Annotated in this window: 17 protein-coding genes and 2 pseudogenes; 9 read left to right on the top strand and 10 right to left on the bottom strand. The window is 52.8% G+C overall.

Annotated features, from left to right (window positions below; all coding sequences use genetic code 11):
• Positions 1-65 precede the first annotated feature (65 nt).
• Both MUU46_RS20265 and MUU46_RS20270 read left to right on the top strand, forming a co-directional pair.
• Positions 66-632, top strand: coding sequence for a carboxymuconolactone decarboxylase family protein (locus MUU46_RS20265; protein ID WP_258966484.1), 567 nt, complete (start codon positions 66-68; stop codon positions 630-632).
• Positions 625-1275 (top strand): CDP-alcohol phosphatidyltransferase family protein, encoded by a 651-nt coding sequence (locus MUU46_RS20270; protein WP_258966485.1) that lies wholly within the window; start codon positions 625-627, stop codon positions 1273-1275. Before MUU46_RS20265 ends, MUU46_RS20270 begins: the two co-directional genes overlap by 8 nt.
• Here the strand turns inward: MUU46_RS20270 and MUU46_RS20275 are convergent.
• The 9 genes and pseudogenes from MUU46_RS20275 to MUU46_RS20315 all read right to left on the bottom strand — a co-directional run bounded on the left by MUU46_RS20275 (position 1272) and on the right by MUU46_RS20315 (position 10214).
• Complete coding sequence (locus MUU46_RS20275) at positions 1272-2579, bottom strand: sulfurtransferase (protein WP_258966486.1); 1308 nt, start codon at positions 2577-2579, stop codon at positions 1272-1274. The genes MUU46_RS20270 and MUU46_RS20275 overlap by 4 nt on opposite strands.
• A 75-nt stretch (positions 2580-2654) precedes the next feature.
• On the bottom strand, positions 2655-3287 hold the full coding sequence (locus tag MUU46_RS20280; protein WP_258966487.1) for an ATP-binding cassette domain-containing protein: 633 nt from the start codon (positions 3285-3287) through the stop codon (positions 2655-2657).
• Complete coding sequence (locus MUU46_RS20285; RefSeq protein WP_258966488.1) at positions 3287-4834, bottom strand: ABC transporter permease subunit; 1548 nt, start codon at positions 4832-4834, stop codon at positions 3287-3289. The genes MUU46_RS20280 and MUU46_RS20285 overlap by 1 nt, the downstream gene beginning before the upstream one ends.
• Positions 4807-5970, bottom strand: coding sequence for an ABC transporter substrate-binding protein (locus MUU46_RS20290; RefSeq protein WP_258966489.1), 1164 nt, complete (start codon positions 5968-5970; stop codon positions 4807-4809). The genes MUU46_RS20285 and MUU46_RS20290 overlap by 28 nt, the downstream gene beginning before the upstream one ends.
• A pseudogene (locus tag MUU46_RS20295) lies at positions 5970-6602 on the bottom strand (TVP38/TMEM64 family protein); the annotation flags it as partial. The pseudogene MUU46_RS20295 and the gene MUU46_RS20290, both read right to left, overlap by 1 nt.
• A 56-nt stretch (positions 6603-6658) precedes the next feature.
• A complete protein-coding gene (locus MUU46_RS20300; protein WP_258966490.1) occupies positions 6659-7387 on the bottom strand; it encodes a TVP38/TMEM64 family protein in 729 nt (242 codons plus the stop codon).
• Positions 7388-7541: 154 nt separating this feature from the next.
• On the bottom strand, positions 7542-8348 hold the full coding sequence (gene xthA / locus MUU46_RS20305) for an exodeoxyribonuclease III (protein ID WP_258966491.1): 807 nt from the start codon (positions 8346-8348) through the stop codon (positions 7542-7544).
• Between the two features lie 126 nt (positions 8349-8474).
• Complete coding sequence (locus MUU46_RS20310; RefSeq protein WP_258966492.1) at positions 8475-8918, bottom strand: hypothetical protein; 444 nt, start codon at positions 8916-8918, stop codon at positions 8475-8477.
• 185 nt (positions 8919-9103) lie between these two features.
• Positions 9104-10214: pseudogene (locus MUU46_RS20315) on the bottom strand (IS3 family transposase).
• Between the two features lie 395 nt (positions 10215-10609).
• On the opposite strand from MUU46_RS20315, the gene MUU46_RS20320 reads away from it, so the two are divergent.
• The 6 genes from MUU46_RS20320 to MUU46_RS20345 all read left to right on the top strand — a co-directional run bounded on the left by MUU46_RS20320 (position 10610) and on the right by MUU46_RS20345 (position 14530).
• Positions 10610-11245 (top strand): hypothetical protein, encoded by a 636-nt coding sequence (locus tag MUU46_RS20320; protein ID WP_258966493.1) that lies wholly within the window; start codon positions 10610-10612, stop codon positions 11243-11245.
• A gap of 463 nt (positions 11246-11708) precedes the next feature.
• On the top strand, positions 11709-11942 hold the full coding sequence (locus MUU46_RS20325) for a hypothetical protein (protein ID WP_258966494.1): 234 nt from the start codon (positions 11709-11711) through the stop codon (positions 11940-11942).
• Between the two features lie 146 nt (positions 11943-12088).
• Positions 12089-12418, top strand: a complete 330-nt coding sequence (locus MUU46_RS20330) for a TonB family protein (RefSeq protein ID WP_258966495.1) — start codon at positions 12089-12091, stop codon at positions 12416-12418.
• A gap of 339 nt (positions 12419-12757) precedes the next feature.
• Positions 12758-13648 (top strand): EcsC family protein, encoded by an 891-nt coding sequence (locus MUU46_RS20335; protein ID WP_258966496.1) that lies wholly within the window; start codon positions 12758-12760, stop codon positions 13646-13648.
• Between the two features lie 378 nt (positions 13649-14026).
• A complete protein-coding gene (locus tag MUU46_RS20340) occupies positions 14027-14254 on the top strand; it encodes a hypothetical protein (protein ID WP_258966497.1) in 228 nt (75 codons plus the stop codon).
• 51 nt (positions 14255-14305) lie between these two features.
• Positions 14306-14530 carry a hypothetical protein gene (locus MUU46_RS20345; RefSeq protein ID WP_258966498.1) on the top strand — a complete coding sequence of 75 codons (225 nt, stop codon included), beginning with the start codon at positions 14306-14308 and terminating at the stop codon, positions 14528-14530.
• Positions 14531-15136: 606 nt separating this feature from the next.
• Here MUU46_RS20345 and MUU46_RS20350 read toward each other — a convergent pair.
• Positions 15137-16045, bottom strand: coding sequence for an AraC family transcriptional regulator (locus tag MUU46_RS20350; RefSeq protein ID WP_258966499.1), 909 nt, complete (start codon positions 16043-16045; stop codon positions 15137-15139).
• Positions 16046-16251: 206 nt separating this feature from the next.
• Here MUU46_RS20350 and MUU46_RS20355 point away from each other — a divergent pair, with 206 nt between their 5' ends.
• Positions 16252-17103: an aldo/keto reductase gene (locus MUU46_RS20355; protein WP_258966500.1), complete on the top strand. Its 852-nt coding sequence runs from the start codon at positions 16252-16254 to the stop codon at positions 17101-17103.
• The last annotated feature ends 469 nt before the right edge of the window (positions 17104-17572 follow it).

Raw genomic sequence — 17572 nt, forward strand, 5'->3', positions numbered from 1 at the left:
TTCCTGCTCATCGCATGTCATACTCTCTGCCGTTGATAAATCTGAAGATCTGCAGGAGCGTCCGGGTGAAAAATCGTCAACCGTGGGTACCACCGCTGAGCAAAATCCCGCCTTCGCTTGCCCCTATCGTCAAAATGCAAAAGAAACACTACGGTGAGGTGCTGAACCCGACCCGCTGGTGGGGACGGATGCCGCGTCTTTTCTGGCTGGTGGCGCTGTTTGTCGGCTGGCTGGAACGGAAAAAAGCACGCCTTTCACCGGAGCTGCGGGCGCTGTTGATGACCCGTGTTTCGCAGCAGTGCCACTGCGCGTTTTGTATTGATGCCAACAGCCTGCGACTGGCGCAGCGCACGGACACGCTGGAAAAAGTGCAGGCGGTGGCGCACTGGTCCTGTTCGACGCTGTTCAGCGAAGCCGAACGCGCGGCGCTGGAATATGCCGACGCCATGACCGCCACGCCGCCCCTCGTCAGCGACGCGCAAAAATCGGCGCTCAAGCGCTTTTACGACGACGAAGTAATCTGCGAAATGACCGCGCTGGTGGCGTTTCAGAATCTGTCGGCCCGTTTTAATGCCGCACTGGATATCCCTTCGCAAGGGCTGTGCGACCTGCAGGGGAAACCGCATGCTTGACCGTCATTTACATCCTCGCCTCAAACCGTGGCTCAATCGGGCGGCCGAGCAACTCGACCGGCCAGGCATCACGCCGGATGGCATTACGCTGGTTGGTTTTGCGATTGGCGTGCTGGCACTGCCATTTCTGGCGCTGGGCTGGACTATTCCGGCGCTGGTGGCCATTGTTCTCAACCGCCTGCTGGATGGGCTGGATGGTGCACTTGCACGGCGTCGTGGCCTGACAGACGCCGGTGGTTTTCTGGATATCGCCCTTGATTTCCTGTTTTACGCTTTGGTGCCGTTCGGTTTTATTCTGGCGAATCCGCAGGCGAATGCGCTGGCGGGTGGGTGGTTACTGTTTGCGTTTATCGGTACCGGCAGCAGCTTTTTAGCTTTTGCGGCGCTGGCGGCGAAGCACCAGATAGACAACCCCGGCTATGCGCATAAATCGTTTTATTATCTCGGCGGGTTTACCGAAGGCAGCGAAACCATTGCACTGTTTGTATTGAGCTGCCTGTTGCCAGGCTACTTTGCGTGGATGGCGTGGATCTTCGGCGGCTTGTGTTGGCTGACGACGTTTACGCGAGTGTGGAGTGGCTATGTCACGTTGGCGTCACTGGAAGCCCGGCAGCAGGGCACTGCCGGACAGAGTGATGATTAAAGTGCGGAGTCCGGACCACGGTCACCGCGACTGACCGGGTTCTTCGCGTTCTGGCTCCATTCGTACCATCCGCCGTCGTATACCGACACGTTCCGCCAGCTCATGGCGCGAGCGTACATAAAGGCTTCAGAGGCGCGCCAGCCAGTACCGCAGTAGAACGATACCTCCTGCGTCGGCAGAATGTGCCATTGCGCCCACATCGCCGCGATATCATCGGCGCTGCGCATGGTGCCGTCCGGGTTGTGGAAATCTTCCATATGGGTCGAGTCACTGCCCGCATGACCCCAGCGTGCCCCAGCGATCTCACCTTTTGGCTTGATGTAGTTGTAGCCGCTGGTGGTGCCGATAAATTCCGGCCATGAACGAATGCTGACCAGCGAGGCATCTTTCCGATGCACTAAACCGCGCGCTTGCTCGGTATCCAGCATTAGCTGTGGTTGGGCCGGAATGGTCGCGCCAAAATCAGGAGCGGGTACAACCTTACCTGGCGTGCCGCGTTCAACCGGCAGGCCCGCGTCGGACCAGGTTTTCCAGCCGCCGTCTAACAGACGCACATCTTTCACCCCGGCATACAGCAGAATTTGCGCCACGCGCGCGGCGGCGTACACGTCACGCCCATACAGAATGACGGTGGTGTCGTAGCGGATACCCTGTTTTGCCAGCAGCGCTTTCAGCTTATCGTCAGACACTTTGTTCCACAGTGGTTCGCTTTCGACGTCGTTAGTGTCGATGTAGCCCGCGCCGGGAATATGGCTCAACAGGTAAAGTTTCGGTGCGCCCCAGGCCGCTTCGATCACTTTCCAGTGACCTTTTGGCGCGGCGGTCACGGCTTTTCCTTCCTGCATGTCATGCAGCCACTGCGGATACACCAGTTGCTCAACGTGCGGCAGCTTTTGCAGGCGTTCCGGTTGGCTGAGCGCATCGCCGAGCAGGCTGACATGGGAGATGCCCGCTTTTTTCAGGCGTTCAGCCACGGTGGCGTTATCTTTATCGGCTCCGTACAGCGCCACCGGTGTGGTCGGCTGTAACTGATGCTGCTTGATCCAGTCGGTCAGTTGAGCGTCATTCATGGCCGAAAGCCAGCTGGCAGAGAGATTGAGCGCCGCCGGTTCATGGCCTTCGCTGCCGTTCAGCGTCTGCGGCCAGCCGTTGTAGAACGCGCTCAGACGGGTGTCGATGGCGACGCCTTTCTGCTGCTGAAGCTGAGTGAAGGTGAGTGGCGAAAGCATATCAGCCGCGAAAGAAACCGAAGAAGACAGCCCGATCAGCAGGGCCAGCGCGGTCAGTTGAGAAACACGTTTCATCGAATTGCCCGTCAGAAGAAAAAAGAAGCGTCATTCTGAACCCTCGTTTTGGGAAAATCCTTGCGCTGGCGCAGTTTAGTCCCAGCTTTCAAGCCGCAGACAGCGGCCATCGGCGGGGATATCGGCCACGTCATGCGTCACCAGAATTACCGGGATGTGGCGCTGTTTCACTTCGACAAACACCCAGGAACGGAAACTGTCGCGAAGCGCGGCATCCAGCCCGCTAAACGGTTCATCCAGCAACAGCGCATCGGGCTGTGCCAGCAGGGATCGCAGCAGCGCCACCCGCGCGCGCTGCCCACCAGAAAGCGTAGCCGGGTCGCGGGCATAAAACCCGCTTAGCCCTGCGCTGTCGAGCGCGGTTTCAGCCTGGGCACGCCGCTGCTGGCGTGGTACGGAAGTGGGCAATGCTAACAGCAGATTTTGCCCCACGCTGAAATGATCAAACAGCAGCGCATCCTGAAACAGAATGCCGATGCGCCGCGCTTCGGTGGGTAAGGTGTCACAACGCCGCTCATTCAGCCACAATTCGCCGCGAGCCTGAAATGCACCGTCCAGCACGCCCGCCATCCAGGAAAGCAGCGTCGATTTTCCGCTTCCGGACGCGCCCATAAGCGTCAGAATTTCGCCATTTTGAGCCTGGAAATCCACGCCATTGAGCAGCGTTTTGTCGCGATGTGTCACCGTCAGACCATCCACTTTCAGCATTAACGGAGTCCTTGTCGATAATGGCCCAGCCACCGTAACAGCAGGGCGATGAGCAGGAAAAAACAGCCGGGCAGCAGCAGTTGCCACAGGGCCTGAGTGGCGAGCATCGGCGTACTGCCGCCGCTGCTGAGCGCCACTGCGTCGGTAGTGAGGGTGGTAATGCGCCCGGCCCCGAGCCACAGCGTCGGCAAATATTGCGCGATGCTGACGGAAAAGCCGACTGCCAGCGCGGCGAGGATCGGGCGCAGCAGTAAAGGGGTTTTCACCTGCCAGAAGCAGCGCCAGCGACTCCAGCCGAGCGTGCGGGCGATCGTCAGCAGGCGCGGGTCGAGCCGTTGCCAGGCGGGCAGCAGAATAAACAGCATCCATGGCACTACCCACAGCAAATGCCCCCACAGCACCGTCAACCATTCGCCGTCCTGCCAGCTTAGCAGCGCCAACCGATATTGCCCGGCGGCGAGGGGCAGCGCGGGCAGCACCAGCGGCAGCCAAATCCAGGCCCAGAGCAATGAATAGCAGCGCTGCGGGCCGTATTCCAGCCACAGCAAACAGAGAATCAGGCTGAGCAGCGCTGCGCCAAGTGCCAGCCACAGACTGTTGTTGATACTGTCGATATTCGCCAGTTCGCTGTCGGAAAATAGCCCCAGCGTCACCGCGCACAGTACACCGCTGAGCGGCAGCAGCCAGGCCAGCATTTTACCCGGTAAAGCCAGCGACTGCGGGCGGCGAATGCCCTGAAAATCAGGCACCTGGACGCGGAATCCTCGCCACAGCAGATGAGCAATGAGCAGCCACGCTGCCAGCATCAGCAGCAGAAGTAGGCACACCAGCGAGCCTTGTGCCTGCTGTAAGGCATCCCCCTGAGACAGCCACTGCCAGGCCAGCACGGCCAGCGTCGGCGGGTTGCCGGGACCGAGGATCAGCGCCACATCGACGGCAGAGAGCGTCCAGGCGGCGGTAGCCAGTAGCGCAATATGCAACTGCGGCAGCAAACGAGGCAGAACAATCCACCCCACACATTGCCAGCGGCCGTAACCCAAGCTGCGCAGCGTCAGGCACTGTTCGGCTAATCCCTTTTCACTGGTCAGGGCATAAATCGCCCACAGCAAAAACACGCTCTCTTTAACCGCCAGCGTCAGGCCCAGCCCGATGCCATAGCGGTCAATCGGCGGGGTAAACTGCGGGAGCAGGCGGAAAAACCAGCCGTCTTCGGCAAACAGCAATAACGCCGCGCTGGCGAACGCCACATGAGGCAGGGCGAGCAGCAGCGGCAGACGGGCAGCCAGCCGCTGCCATTGCTGAGAGGGCCATAGCGCCGCCACTACCGATAACGCGAGGGCGAAGGCGACGACGACGGCGATAAGCGTGGAGACCATCGTCGCCAGCGCAGCCTGCGGGAGCTGCGGGTCGCTCAACAGCGCTTGCCAATTGGCGAGCGTCAGCGCGGGCAGCAGCAGCTGCATGGCCGCGGGCAGCAGGGGCAAATAAATCAGCCCCATCGCGGCCCACAGCAGCGCCGTCAGTGCGTGCCGTAGCGGCGCAGCCATTCTTGCTCCAGCGCATTAACCCAGGCGGCATGCGGTTCAGCCAACATCGGCGGCGTTTTTTCCGACTGTGTGGCAGGCCAGGACGTTGGGAGTTTACTCATGTCCAGCACCGTCGGGTCGCCCCAGACCGCTGGATCGGCTTTACGCTGCTGGGCCGCGGGTGACAGCAGGAAGTTCGCCACCACCTGCGCGCCAGCTACCGCCCGGGCATTCGCTGGGATCGTCACAAAATGCACGTTACCGAGCATTCCCTCGCTAAAGCCGAAGCTGTAGCTATCCTGGGGAAGTTCGCCGCTGGCGACTTTTTGGCTGGCGTGCATCGGGTTGAAGGTCAGCGACAGGCGCAGCGTGCCGTTGGCCAGCATTGCATCCATCCGGGCGGGAGACGCCGGGAAATCGCTGCCGTTGCGCCACAAATGCGGGTGCAGTTTATCGAGATATGCCCACAGCGGCGCGGTGACAGCGGCGAAAGTAGCGTCGTTCGGTGGCTGCTTTAACGCGTCAGGCTGGGCGGTCAGATTCAACAGCAGCTGTTCCAGCAATGCGGTGGCGGTGAAATCCGGCGGACGCGGATAGGTCACGCTGCCCGGGTGCGCAGTGGCAAAATCCAGCAATGCCTGCGCTGTTTCTGGCGCCTGCGGCGTCTGGCTCCGACGGGCAATAAACGTTAATTGTGCGCTGCCCCACGGCGATTCCGCCCCATCCGTCGGGAGGGAAAAATCTTCCAGGACCGGCTTCTGCTGGTCGACATACTGCCAATTAGGCAGGGCCTGTGCCCAATTGGCTTGCAACAATCCCGCCTCTTTCAGGGTGCGGAAGTTTTCGCCGTTGACCCACAGTAAATCCACCGAGCCACCGTGCGTACGCCCGGCGCGGGCTTCGGTCTGAATGCGTTTCACCGCATTCGCCGCATCGGCCAGATGCACAATTTTAAGCGTAACGCCGTAGTCGCGCTGCACCTCGCTACTGACCCAGTCGAGATAGCGGTTAACTGCCCGATCCCCGCCCCAGGCGTTGAACCACACGGTTTGTCCGCGAGCGTCGTGTTCGGTTTGTTGCCAGTTTTGGGCCGATAGTGCCCACGGGCTGACGGCGAGCAGAGTTATCCATAACAAACGGCGGGAGAGCAGGCGCATTATCGGGGCCTCTTTTGGCGTTCAGCGTAGAATTTTTTAATCATCATCATCAGGATAGCCAGGACGAACAGAGTCAGCAGTCCGGTGACCAGCCAGTAAGTGCCGCCCGTCAGCCAGCTGCCTACGCAGGAGTAGACGATAGTGGCGGGCAGTTGGCCGAGCCCGGTTGCCAGCATAAAAGAACGAAAGCGCAACGACGTTAGCCCGGCGGCGTAGCTAATCGGGTCGAATGGCACGAAAGGCAGCAGGCGGCAAATGAGGATCGTGTGTTTGCCGTAGCGAGTGAAAAAGGTGTCCATGCTGTCGAGCACCGTTTTGCCAGTCAGCTTTTCCACCGCGCCGCGCCCGAGGATTCTGGCGATATAAAAGCATAATGCCGCGCCCACCATCGCGCTGGTCCACGACAGCACGCCGCCCCAGAAGGCGCCAAACAGCGAGGCGTTGGCGAAGGTAATTAAAAAGGCGGGGAGTGGGGCGACAATGGCCTGCAGGATCATCAAAAAGAAAGAAACGGCAGCCGCCTGCGGACCCCAGGATTGAATGAAACGTTCCAGGTCGGCGCTGTCGAGGTGAGCAAAGGCCGCGAAGCTGCCATCAACAAACGCTTTCATGCCCGGTAACAGCAGGTACGCGCCCATCATCACGCAGACAGCCAGCAACAGCGCTGCGCGGGCACGCCAGGCGCGCGTCACTGCGGGCCTCGTTCAGCCGTTTCGGCAGGAGCAAACAGTGCGATATCAATGCCCCGATGCCGCGCCCAGGCTTTTGCCAGCTGCACGAGGGCGAACAGCGCCAGCCCGGCGAGACTCAGCGTGAGCATCAACAACCACGTCATGCCCTGTGTCGCGAGGGAACTGGCCATCAGGGTATAAATCAGCAGCCCCGGCAGGGTGGTTATCGCGGAAATCAGGATGAAAGGCCAGAAGGAAATCGACGTCAGACCGTAGGCATAGTTTTGAATATTATACGGAAACAACGGAATGAGCCGGGTCAGCAGCAGAAAATCCAGCCCGTAGTGGGCGATCCCGCGTTCAATTGCCTGAAAGGTGGCGGTGTGCCCGACGGCCCGCACCAGCGCCCGTCGGCCCAGCCCCCGGGCCAGTAAAAAAGAGACCGCGCAGGCCAGCGTCGAGGCCAGGACTGAAAGCAGCGTGCCGTAAAGCGGGCCGAACAGCAGGTCTCCGGCAATGACCAACAGGCTGCCGGGGATCAGGCAAACCGCAGCGATGACGAACAGTAGAACGTACACCACGCCGCCTAGCGGCCCGCAGTGTTGAATAAGCTGTTGTAACTGCTGGAGTTGAATGAGCAAGGCGGCGAGGCCGCTATGATGAACAACGAAAAGCACAATGCCGGAGAGAAGTAAAAGCAGGAGCAGCTTACATTCTGTCCTTTTCAGGGCTTCTTTGGCATCCATGTTCTCCGTGGGATGTGAGGGGCATTCAGGACGCGCATTTTACCCTGCGCCCGGCGGGCCACGTCTTTGATATCACGCAAGTAAAGAGGCTACGGCGCGTATTTCTCGGGACAAAAACGCCTGACGTCGGCGACAACGCCAGGCAACGCAGGGATTATTTCTTAAATGTCGCCCACACCGGCGCATGGTCGGACGGTTTTTCCATGCTGCGAATTTCGTAGTCGATCCCGGTTTCGATGCAGTGCGGCGCCAGGCCCTGGCTCGCCAGCAGCAGGTCGATACGCAGGCCGCGGTTGTCATCAAACCCTTTTGAACGGTAGTCAAACCACGAGAACTGGTCCTGCGTTTCCGGGTTCGCATGACGGAAGGTGTCCACCAGGCCCCAGCCAACCAGGCGGTCCATCCACTCGCGCTCTTCAGGCAGGAATGAACACTTCCCGGTACGCAGCCAGCGTTTGCGGTTGTCTTCACCGATACCAATGTCCAGATCTGTTGGGCTGATGTTTACGTCGCCCATGATCAAAACCGGGTTCTCAGGCTTCAGTTCGCTGGTGAGGTAGTTTTGCAGGTCCTGGTAGAACTTCTCTTTTGCCGGGAATTTGGTCGGATGGTCGCGGCTTTCACCTTGCGGGAAATAGCCGTTGATCACCGTGACGTTGCCAAACGGGGAGGGAACTTCCGCCATGATAATGCGGCGCTGGGCCTCTTCATCGTCGCCCGGGAAACCACGACGCACGGAGATCGGCGTCTCTTTGGTCAGCAGCGCCACGCCATAGTGGCCTTTCTGCCCGTGATAAAACACGTTGTAGCCGAGCTTCGCGACATCTTCGAGCGGGAACATATCGTCGTGAACTTTGGTTTCCTGCAGACCGATAACGTCTGGCTGGTGCTTGGCGACGATAGCGTGTAGCTGGTGTGGGCGGGCGCGCAGGCCGTTGATATTAAAAGAAAGAAATTTCATAGTCGCTGCCACTGTGCAAGGTGAATGATGCACGGATGTTAGCAGAATTTCTGCTGTGTGACTCGTCTGTTGTCCGATTGAGATTGTGCCCGCTCGATTCGCGGGCACAACCCCTCCGTTATCCAATCAGTGTTCTGCTGACTGACGCTCCCAGCGTGGGGCTTTCATATCCGCCGCGAACATCCACACCAGCTCGCACAATAATGCGCGTAACGTTCTTTCCGCATCAGGCAGCAACGCTTGCTGGGACAGCAGCTGTGTCAGCGTCTGGCAGTACTCACACAGCGCCTCGTGATCGGGGTCGCAATAGGGTTGTGGCTCCGGCAGTTTATCGACGGTCAGACGCTCAACCAGATGTGGCGGAATGGCATCGTTCAGCGTCGGGGCCAGCAATGCCAGACAGCTGCTGAGGCGGCCTAACAGCGCCAACTTATAAACGTTATCATCGCTATCGCATTCAATCAGGGTTGCCGCAAAGCGGTCGCAGCAGTCGGCCAGATCGAGGAAATGGGTTGAGGCGCTAAAGGGGATAGTCAGTAAATCGCAGCCAGGGGGAAAGAGGGTTGTCATAGGATGAACTCCACTACACCAAGTGAAATATTCAACGGCGTAAATCCGCCATTGTGTCTCCACCAAGTTTTTCTGGAGGCTAATCCAGGCACCGGATGTTGCAGATGCCGGGCGAGATTACTGCAATGGGGATGGGCGAACAAGTATGCTTCCGGAGGTTGTGTGGGAGTGTAAGCACACCCATTTTAGTTCCATGCCTTTTTGAGATTTCCGTGTTTCCGGCCATCAGCCTGTATTCTTCCGGCGTCAGGTTATTCAGGGATTCATGAGGCCGCTCACTGTTATATTCAGCCAGCCAGCGCTCTGTGATTTCCCGTGCCTCGTTCAGGGTCCTGAACAGGTAAAAATCCAGTATTTCTGTCCGGTACGTCCGGTTAAATCGTTCAATAAAGGCATTCTGTGTCGGCTTACCCGGTTTGATAAACTCCAGCATCACCCCGTGTTCTTCCGCCCACTGTGCCAGTGCCAGCGACACCAGTTCTGGCCCGTTATCCATCCTCATCTTCAGCGGATATCCGCGGTTTGCTACTATCCTGTCCAGTACCCGGACGACACGCTGAGCCGGAATATTCAGGTCGATTTCTATCGCCAGCGCTTCACGGTTAAAATCATCCACCACGTTGAAGGTTCGAAAGCGTCTGCCGCAGACGAGCGCATCGTGCATAAAATTGATCGACCAGCTCTGGCTTAACGCTTGCGGTGTTGCCAGCGGGGTCGGGTTGCGTACCGGCAGGCGTTGTTTACCCTTACGACGAAAATTCAGTTTCAGCAGGCAGTAAATCCGGTGAACGCGTTTATGGTTCCAGGTATTGCCCTGCCTGCGCAGCAGCTGGAACAGCTTCTTAAAACCGTTGCGCGGATAGCGTTCTGCCAGTTCAGTCAGCGCATGGATCACCGATTCATCACGCCGGGTATCGGGCTGATAAAAATACACCGTCCTGCTCAGCGATAACGTCCTGCAGGCCTGGCGTAAACTCATGGCAAATTGCGCAGTCAGATAGCTGACAAGTTCACGCTTTATCGCTGGTTTTAAAGCTTTTTTTCGATGACGTCTTTTAACGCTCGATTTTCCAGACTCAGGTCAGCAAACATCTGTTTGAGGCGTCGGTTCTCGTCCTCAAGATCTTTGATTTTTTTGATATCAGCGGCTTCCATCCCGCCATATTTTGCCTTCCAGTTGTAGTCGCTGGCTTCGGAAATAGCGGCCTCGCGGCACACATCTTTGACGGTGCGCCCGGCTTCGACAGACTTCAGAACGGCGATGATCTGGTGTTCGGTGAATCGGATCTTACGCATAGCGATCTCCTGAGGGGACATAATCAGTATGTCGGAAGATCTCTAAAAGTGGATAGTTCGGAGTAGAGGGATACTTACATCTGTATGTTAAATTTAAAGCAGCAGTAGCAATTAACAGTACAAGTATAATCTCAGTTATACAACCTGCGATTAAACAGTGGGTTAGAGAAAATGGTTTCCCGAGTATAAAAAATCAATTATTTACTATTCTAATAGGGGATCTTCCTCCTTTCTTTTCATTTGAAACTTCCTATCCAAGAAAATTGATCCAAATCAAGATTCGACTTAAATTTACATTAATAGAATCAATTAATTCGCGATTCAAAATAAATTTGGTGTATGTTTATTTCAGTTTGAAATTGTCTAATTCTAATTATTTCATGATGGTGATAGTAATGAATAAATTGTTAATTGTATTGGGTGTGGTTTGTACATTTTCTGTAAATGCTATGGATGTATCACAAGCTAATGAAGCTGTATCTCATGCTGAAAGAAATTATTCTGCATCGGTAGGATCTTATAAAGGTGCCGCATATCAATTAGGGTCTGGTGTAGTAGGTTCACCTGCTGAATCACATCTTAACGATGCAGCAGCAGCCCGTTCACAAGCTTATACAGATCAAAAAAGTGCTATTCTGAATCAGAAATCACAAGAAATCAGTAACTACGGTATTAAAACTAATTCAGCAGGCAACCCAGTTACTATGGTTGCAGGTACTAAAGTTAATTCTGCTGGTCATAGTGTTATTAATGTCTCCGCTTCTACGCTTTCACCTTCCACCAAAGTAAAAACAGATAAAGGCGTTGTTACGGTTGGGACACTTCCAAAAAATACACAGGTTTCTGTTCCCTTTGACAGTGCATTTAATACATCGGTGAAAGGTGGTCATAGCCACGACACCGTAAACAGTCATGGTGAACATGGAACCGGGAACGGTAGCAATAATGCAGCAAACAGCCTTAGTGCCCATGGTTTAGGAGGCAGTGAGTCTATCGGTGGTGGTCATTCAGGTGGAAGCTTTCACTACTAATGTTTTTATTTATATAGTTATTCATATGCCCTCATGACTTTTGAGGGCTTTTTTATGGATGAATTTTGAAAATACCTGCGGTATCAAACAGACGCTCCTGATCTCGAAAAAGCCCTTCTTCGTTTTGCAGATATCCGAAATGAAGAGATCGTGACAGAGCACGCTTTCATAACAGGTGCCGTATTCAGTACTATCAGCAGTATATTTCTTAAATATGCTTTCATCCGGCTGTTTTTCACCTGACGTCGTCATGAGGTTTTGCCATAAAGGCTCATTTAACGAAACATTAGTTACTAATTGTAGTGTTGGACAAAAAGTGGTCACCATATTAGCGGTTTTAGAGAATCGTTTTAATGTCCGCTGCTAGGAGAAGGGTGACATTTACGCGACGATAGGCAGAGGAAAGGAACCAGCATTCTTTAAATCACCATGCAGGGGGCCTCTAATAAAAAAATTAATCGCAATGATCGTCCTGGCGCTGTCCGTTTCCGCCGCACCTGCACACGCTGATAAAGCCACCGCTACGGCGCTGTGCACTGGCGAGGTGCTCGGCGTTATGAAACGCGTCGCGGTCAGGCATGGCGGATCGCCAGAAAAATTAGATATGACACCGGAGAAGATGTTACCGGGAATGATGCAGGTTTTTGGCGCGAATTATGACTTGGGTGCAGGAACGCGCGCGGCTGGGCTACCGTAAAAACCTGCGGATATTCAGGAGTGGCGCACGGCCTTCATGAAACAAGCGCAGATCTCGAAAGATATGGCGCTTTATAACTAAGAAGAAAAGGGCGAGTTTGCCGACATGTTAATGGCATTGGTCAAAGATGGTGCGGAAGGTAAATAATGAAAAAGTTAATCTTCGCGGCGGCGTTCGTATTACTCACCGGCTGCGCGGCGCATCACACACAGGCACGCTCGCAATGTAACGGGAACATTATCCGCCAGGAACCATTGTACCCAGCGAAGGCTGTAGCGCGGAACATAAAAGGCGTGGTTAAGGTCCGTTATACGTATGGCCTGGATGGCGCTGTTGAAAACGTAGCGATCCTTTCCGCCGAACCGCCGGAAATTTTCAATCGCGAAGTAATAACCGCAATGAAAAAGTGGTGCGGAAAACCTGGCACCACTGAAACGCGCATCTTCACCCCTTTACCATTAATGGTGAAGGGGTGAAGGGGTAAAATTACTCGCAAAGGCGTTCGTAGGGGTCCGCATGGAAAACGGGAAATATCCTACGTTAAGCCTGTTTTTTAAGCAGCAATGACAGGCAACTTTGAGCGAGGAGCGGAAGTTGGAGAATCGTGAATGGAAGTTATACAGCTTTGACATGCCAAAGTGTTCTTTTCCATCGACGAACCTCACAATCCAGTATACTTCTAAACTCTCCCTATTCTTTTTGCGGTCTATTTTCAAAAGAACTTTAAAGCACTCATCTACACGTTTTTATTGCCGATAACTTTAGTATCAAATTCACGTCATACAAATACTGATGACCGGCAGGCAAGGGATAACATGGAACTGATTGATTACGATAAAAATGCACTTCAGAAAATCCACGACTGGAAAAACCCACCGCGCGGTTTTCTGGCTAAATCATTTGAATTAATAAGTAAGCCTCTAAACAGCGCCGGTGAGTTGGTTCTTTCAACGCCTGTCGTCGGCGAAGCCATTCAATCTTCTGTGCAGGGTCTTGTGGGAGTCTGTAACGATGCCGCGCTGTGGTCAGTACGACCAGAGGCGATCTTCGAAGAGTTCCGTAACAACGGGCATGTCCACATCAATCACTACGAAGATATTGAAACGTTACGTCTTGAGGACATCGATAAAACCGTCGGCTGGCTAGCAGCCAAATATAAGGGCATCGCACTGGCGGAAGGTGCTGGTACGGGCGTGATGGGGATTGCAGGGATGGCCATCGATATACCTACCCTCATTACATTGAATCTGCGAGCCATCGGAGAATATGCGACGTATTACGGTTTTGATATCACTCGTCAGGAAGAACGGCTTTTTGCCTTTAACATATTAGGGCTCTCTGCTGCTTCATCGACTATGGCGAAAAACGTCGCCATGGCGCAACTGGTAAAAATATCGCAGCAGGTCGCCAAGAAAGTAGTCTGGGAAGAGTTGGAAAAACAAGTATTTGTGAAGATTATTCAGCAGATTGCCCACAGCCTGGGGATTCGTCTCACAAAAGCAAAACTGGCCCAAACGATTCCTATCGCTGGCGCGGCCGTTGGGGGTGGTTATAACGCCTATTTCACCAGTAACGTCTGCGATGCGGCCTACCACCTTTATCGCGAGCGCTTCCTAGCAATAAAATACGATCCGTCTGTGATTGATCTCACGGTAAAACCTGCGGATGGTTTTTTCCCCGGCGACGGCGATCCGGTTTTCGAATGAGCAAAAACGGGTCGTTTTTCGACTCATTTTTCCGTACGAAAGCCTGATTTCAGAAACGATAACTGAATCTGAATAGCCTCGAGTTTAACAGACACTTTATAGTAGCCATTTTTCAAGTTGGCAAAAAATACCAACTTGCATTCTTGGCACAGAGCTGCTGTTGCAGCCCTGATAACTTAAGACTTCAATCGACTCAGAGATCTCTAACGCATCATCGAGACAAAGTTTTGCTGCCCATCCATGAAAAATGCGATTTTATTGTCGGGCTGAGATATGTTGGCAAGAACCGACCCCATCAAGTTTGCGTAGTCGTAGCCTTTTTCGTAACATAAATTCCCCCAAAGCATTCCGGTCAATTCTTCTCTAAAAGGATTTAAAATGTCCATAGAAATCATGAAGCTTACATTTCTGAGTTATCGATTAGGTATTATCGGATTGATCGAATATCAGGAGCGTCTTGAAGTATACAGATGTCTTATAGACAGCAGCAGCAGTGTTGCTGACCCACGCAACGCTCCTGGGGAAGATTATGCATTTCCGGAAGAAAGTAGGGTACATTATGAGGATGAATGGGATAGAAATAACAGAATGAAAGATTCACAATAAAGTGGTAATTGTGCTGGAAGAGGTCAAGCAAGCGAGGATGAAGATGATTCGATGCATTTCTTAGCTTTCAACAAATGGCTATTTACAGTCGGTGATGCAGATTGTTTCCCTTCAGTTCCGCACGGCCATTACAAACGAAAAACCAAACCGTGGCCAAAGTTAAATCCCTATATCGGTGTGGTATTCAGCAGCATGCAAACTGAAGACGTTTCTTCCCGGCTAACCAAAAAAGAAATGAAATTATTGTGGAATGAATCTAAGTTTATTGAAGAATGAAGAATGAAGAATGAAGAATGAAGAATGAAGAATGAAGAATGAAGAATGAAGAATGAAGAATGAAGAATGAAGAATGAAGAATGAAGAATGAAGAATGAAGAATGAAGAATGAAGAATGAAGAAAGCAGATTGTTTGGTATAGTAAGTTTGCGCCGAATTATTTTTTTTCCTAATGCACGATTTGGCAGGCATATTCTTCCACGCTGGTAATTCATGAGGATAATCCATAAAGGGGAATAAGCTTTAGCCGTGTTTACAGTGCCGCAACGTGAGACACTCGATAAAACTGAACTTCATGAGGGCAAACAGATGCAAATTTTTGAGCGCGCAGTAAAGAGATGTTTGGTCATCAAGTGAATAGAGCTGACATTATCTAAGATTATTTTTTTACTAAATTCTGACAACTTAGCTAAAGTCCGGTCATTTCAGCTCAGTGACCTTCCCCCCGTAAACTAACATAACTTAATGCAAGTAACGTCTTCTCCTGGCACAAAGGAGATGTTTGATTGATTCCGGTCCGCTGTGAGCGATGAGCAGACACTATCCAATACAGCTGGCGAGGTGAGCCTCGACGCTATAGTTGATCTCATGCGTAGCTTTCAACTGTTAAAAGCCACTTTTTCGTCGATGTTCCATGGGGGAACAACCATAGATCCTTTTAAAGGCTGTGCTGAAAGCGCTTTCCGACCCGTATCCTAGTGAAAATCCGATTTTTTTAACCGGCTCAGAAGTGGTCCTTAGAGCCTTACTGGCAATGTGCATCCGCCATTCTGCGAGATAATTAAGCGGAGTCGTGCCGGTAAGTTGTGAGAATCGTCGCAGGAATCCGGCGCGTGACATACCGGCTATCTCAGCCAGTTCCGGTAAACGCCAGTTGTTGGAGGGGGTCTGATGAATGGCAGTAAGAGCACGCACTATTCGCGCATCATGAAGCGCGCTCAGCCAGCCCGGTTGCGTGTCAATATTTTGCGCCACACCCCGTCGTATCCCTTCTACCATCATTAAATGCATGAGATGGTCTGTAACAATGTCTGAACCGGGCAAAAGTGAAGCTTTCTCTGTCCTGATGTAATTCATCAGCAGAGTAAAAACTGACGTGCTGTCGCTATCTGAAATAATCCTGATAACGTCCGGTAGCTGCCGGGTAAGCAGATCCGCGGAAGATTTGTCGATTTCCATCTTTCCGGCAATCATTATCAGCGCATCGCCACCGTAATCAGCAATACCCTCCTTCAAGAGGTAAGGGGTCACTTCAGACTCTGCCTGAACCTTCCCGTCAGCCGTTGTAACAGCAAAACTGCATGCCCGGGTAAGGATGATGCCGTCGCCCTGATGCAGGGTTATCCACTCATCGCAACTATCAGCTTTAAATCGGGCGACACCGCTCTGGACCGCAAAAAACTTGAGGCCATCAAAACCCGGATAGTGGAGTCCCCAGCCAGAGGGAGCACTCAACCCGGAGGTCGTATAGCTTCTGGCCGAAAGCAAATTGAGAACGTCAGATAAAGGATCCATGCGATTTTCAGTAAAGTAAATGTGACTTTAGATTATTAATTATCTATCACGAATGTATTAAAGTAACAAATATCCTTGTGCAGTTGTGGGGATGTTTGCTGTCATTTTTCGATGCTACATTGACCAGGCATCGCCTCATTGCAAAAGCAACTGCCACCTTTAAATCCACCCGGCGCGAACGCTTAGTGCCCCGAAGAGGTAAATCTATGAACTTTGTCACGCTTAAATCCGGTGCTCTTATGCCCCAACTGGGGTTTGGCGTTTATCAGATACAGGATGCGCTTGAGTGTGAAGAGGCAGTATATGCAGCACTTCAGGCCGGTTATCGTCTGATCGATACAGCCGCCGCTTATCAGAATGAAGAGGCGGTTGGTAAGGCCATTATACGCAGCGGCATTCCCCGCGATGAACTCTTCATTACGACAAAAGTGTGGGTGCAAGATATGGGGTACAGCCAGACCCTGAAAGCCATAGACCGTTCGCTATCGAGACTTGGGCTTGATTACCTGGATTTATACCTTATTCACCAGCCTTACTCAGACGTATTCGGTTCGTGGCGCGCGATGGAAGAAAAGCATGATGTCGGGATATTACGTAACATTGGTGTCAGCAACTTTTCGCCGGACAGGCTCACCGATCTCACTGTTTTCAGTCACGTTGCCCCGGCACTCAATCAGATAGAAATCAACCCGTTCTATCAGCAGCACGACAACGTCGCCTTCATGCAGGCGAACGGGGTACAACCTCAGTCGTGGGCTTCATTTGCCGAAGGGCGCAACAATCTTTTCCAGATGCCAGTACTGCAAACTATTGGTGGGAAGTACGGTAAGAGTGTTGCCCAGGTGGTTCTTCGCTGGCTTATTCAACGCGGAATTGTCGTTATTCCAAAGTCAGTCAGCCCGGAGCGAATGGCACAAAATATTGATGTCTTTAATTTCGAGCTGAATGAGGAAGAGCTGAGCCTCATTGCCGGGCTTGATACCGGCGTTAGTTGCTTCCATTCACATACGGATCCTGAACGTATAAAAAACATTGCCGGTCTCCATTTCGATATATGAAACCGACCGGATGAAAGCATGCCGCTGTATTAACTAAATATTTCTGCAAAACTATTTATGTTGAGAACAAGCGTCTTTGTCCCCGCTATTGCACTGTGCGTTATGACGGTTCTCCCTGGTCTGCAAACCCGAAGAAAAATGGGAATCTTGAAAAGCCCCTGTCATGCTCAGTGACATGGGCAGTTTTATGTTCGGTGGCCCAACAAAAACTGATATGGATGGTGGCACCTTCAATGGCGATCATGAATATGCGCAATCTCGCCCGGTCCATCTTTGGACTACAGCCGCGCGCACGTCACAAAAAAGTGCTGATGCGCCATTAAGTCGCCAACAAGTGTAAATCTGGTGCCTGGTGGGAATACTGCGCTGGACGATGGCAAAACACATTTTTATCCGCAAGGTGTATGCGCTGGCTGGGAGTCTGGTATGAGCGAAGAGCTGCCCCTATGTCTGTCTATATTGAAAATCC

The sequence above is a fragment of the Scandinavium tedordense genome (genome assembly GCF_024764965.1).
GTDB classification, from domain to species: Bacteria; Pseudomonadota; Gammaproteobacteria; order Enterobacterales; family Enterobacteriaceae; genus Scandinavium; species Scandinavium tedordense.

Excerpts from the sequence above, each read along its gene's own strand:
- MUU46_RS20270 (WP_258966485.1), top strand. The coding sequence starts at position 625 with ATGCTTGACCGTCATTTACATCCTCGCCTCAAACCGTGGCTCAATCGG.
- MUU46_RS20275 (WP_258966486.1), bottom strand. The coding sequence starts at position 2,579 with ATGAAACGTGTTTCTCAACTGACCGCGCTGGCCCTGCTGATCGGGCTG.
- MUU46_RS20280 (WP_258966487.1), bottom strand. The coding sequence starts at position 3,287 with ATGCTGAAAGTGGATGGTCTGACGGTGACACATCGCGACAAAACGCTG.
- MUU46_RS20285 (WP_258966488.1), bottom strand. The coding sequence starts at position 4,834 with ATGGCTGCGCCGCTACGGCACGCACTGACGGCGCTGCTGTGGGCCGCG.
- MUU46_RS20290 (WP_258966489.1), bottom strand. The coding sequence starts at position 5,970 with ATGCGCCTGCTCTCCCGCCGTTTGTTATGGATAACTCTGCTCGCCGTC.
- MUU46_RS20300 (WP_258966490.1), bottom strand. The coding sequence starts at position 7,387 with ATGGATGCCAAAGAAGCCCTGAAAAGGACAGAATGTAAGCTGCTCCTG.
- xthA (WP_258966491.1), bottom strand. The coding sequence starts at position 8,348 with ATGAAATTTCTTTCTTTTAATATCAACGGCCTGCGCGCCCGCCCACAC.
- MUU46_RS20310 (WP_258966492.1), bottom strand. The coding sequence starts at position 8,918 with ATGACAACCCTCTTTCCCCCTGGCTGCGATTTACTGACTATCCCCTTT.
- MUU46_RS20320 (WP_258966493.1), top strand. The coding sequence starts at position 10,610 with ATGAATAAATTGTTAATTGTATTGGGTGTGGTTTGTACATTTTCTGTA.
- MUU46_RS20325 (WP_258966494.1), top strand. The coding sequence starts at position 11,709 with ATGATCGTCCTGGCGCTGTCCGTTTCCGCCGCACCTGCACACGCTGAT.
- MUU46_RS20330 (WP_258966495.1), top strand. The coding sequence starts at position 12,089 with ATGAAAAAGTTAATCTTCGCGGCGGCGTTCGTATTACTCACCGGCTGC.
- MUU46_RS20335 (WP_258966496.1), top strand. The coding sequence starts at position 12,758 with ATGGAACTGATTGATTACGATAAAAATGCACTTCAGAAAATCCACGAC.
- MUU46_RS20340 (WP_258966497.1), top strand. The coding sequence starts at position 14,027 with ATGTCCATAGAAATCATGAAGCTTACATTTCTGAGTTATCGATTAGGT.
- MUU46_RS20345 (WP_258966498.1), top strand. The coding sequence starts at position 14,306 with ATGCATTTCTTAGCTTTCAACAAATGGCTATTTACAGTCGGTGATGCA.
- MUU46_RS20350 (WP_258966499.1), bottom strand. The coding sequence starts at position 16,045 with ATGGATCCTTTATCTGACGTTCTCAATTTGCTTTCGGCCAGAAGCTAT.
- MUU46_RS20355 (WP_258966500.1), top strand. The coding sequence starts at position 16,252 with ATGAACTTTGTCACGCTTAAATCCGGTGCTCTTATGCCCCAACTGGGG.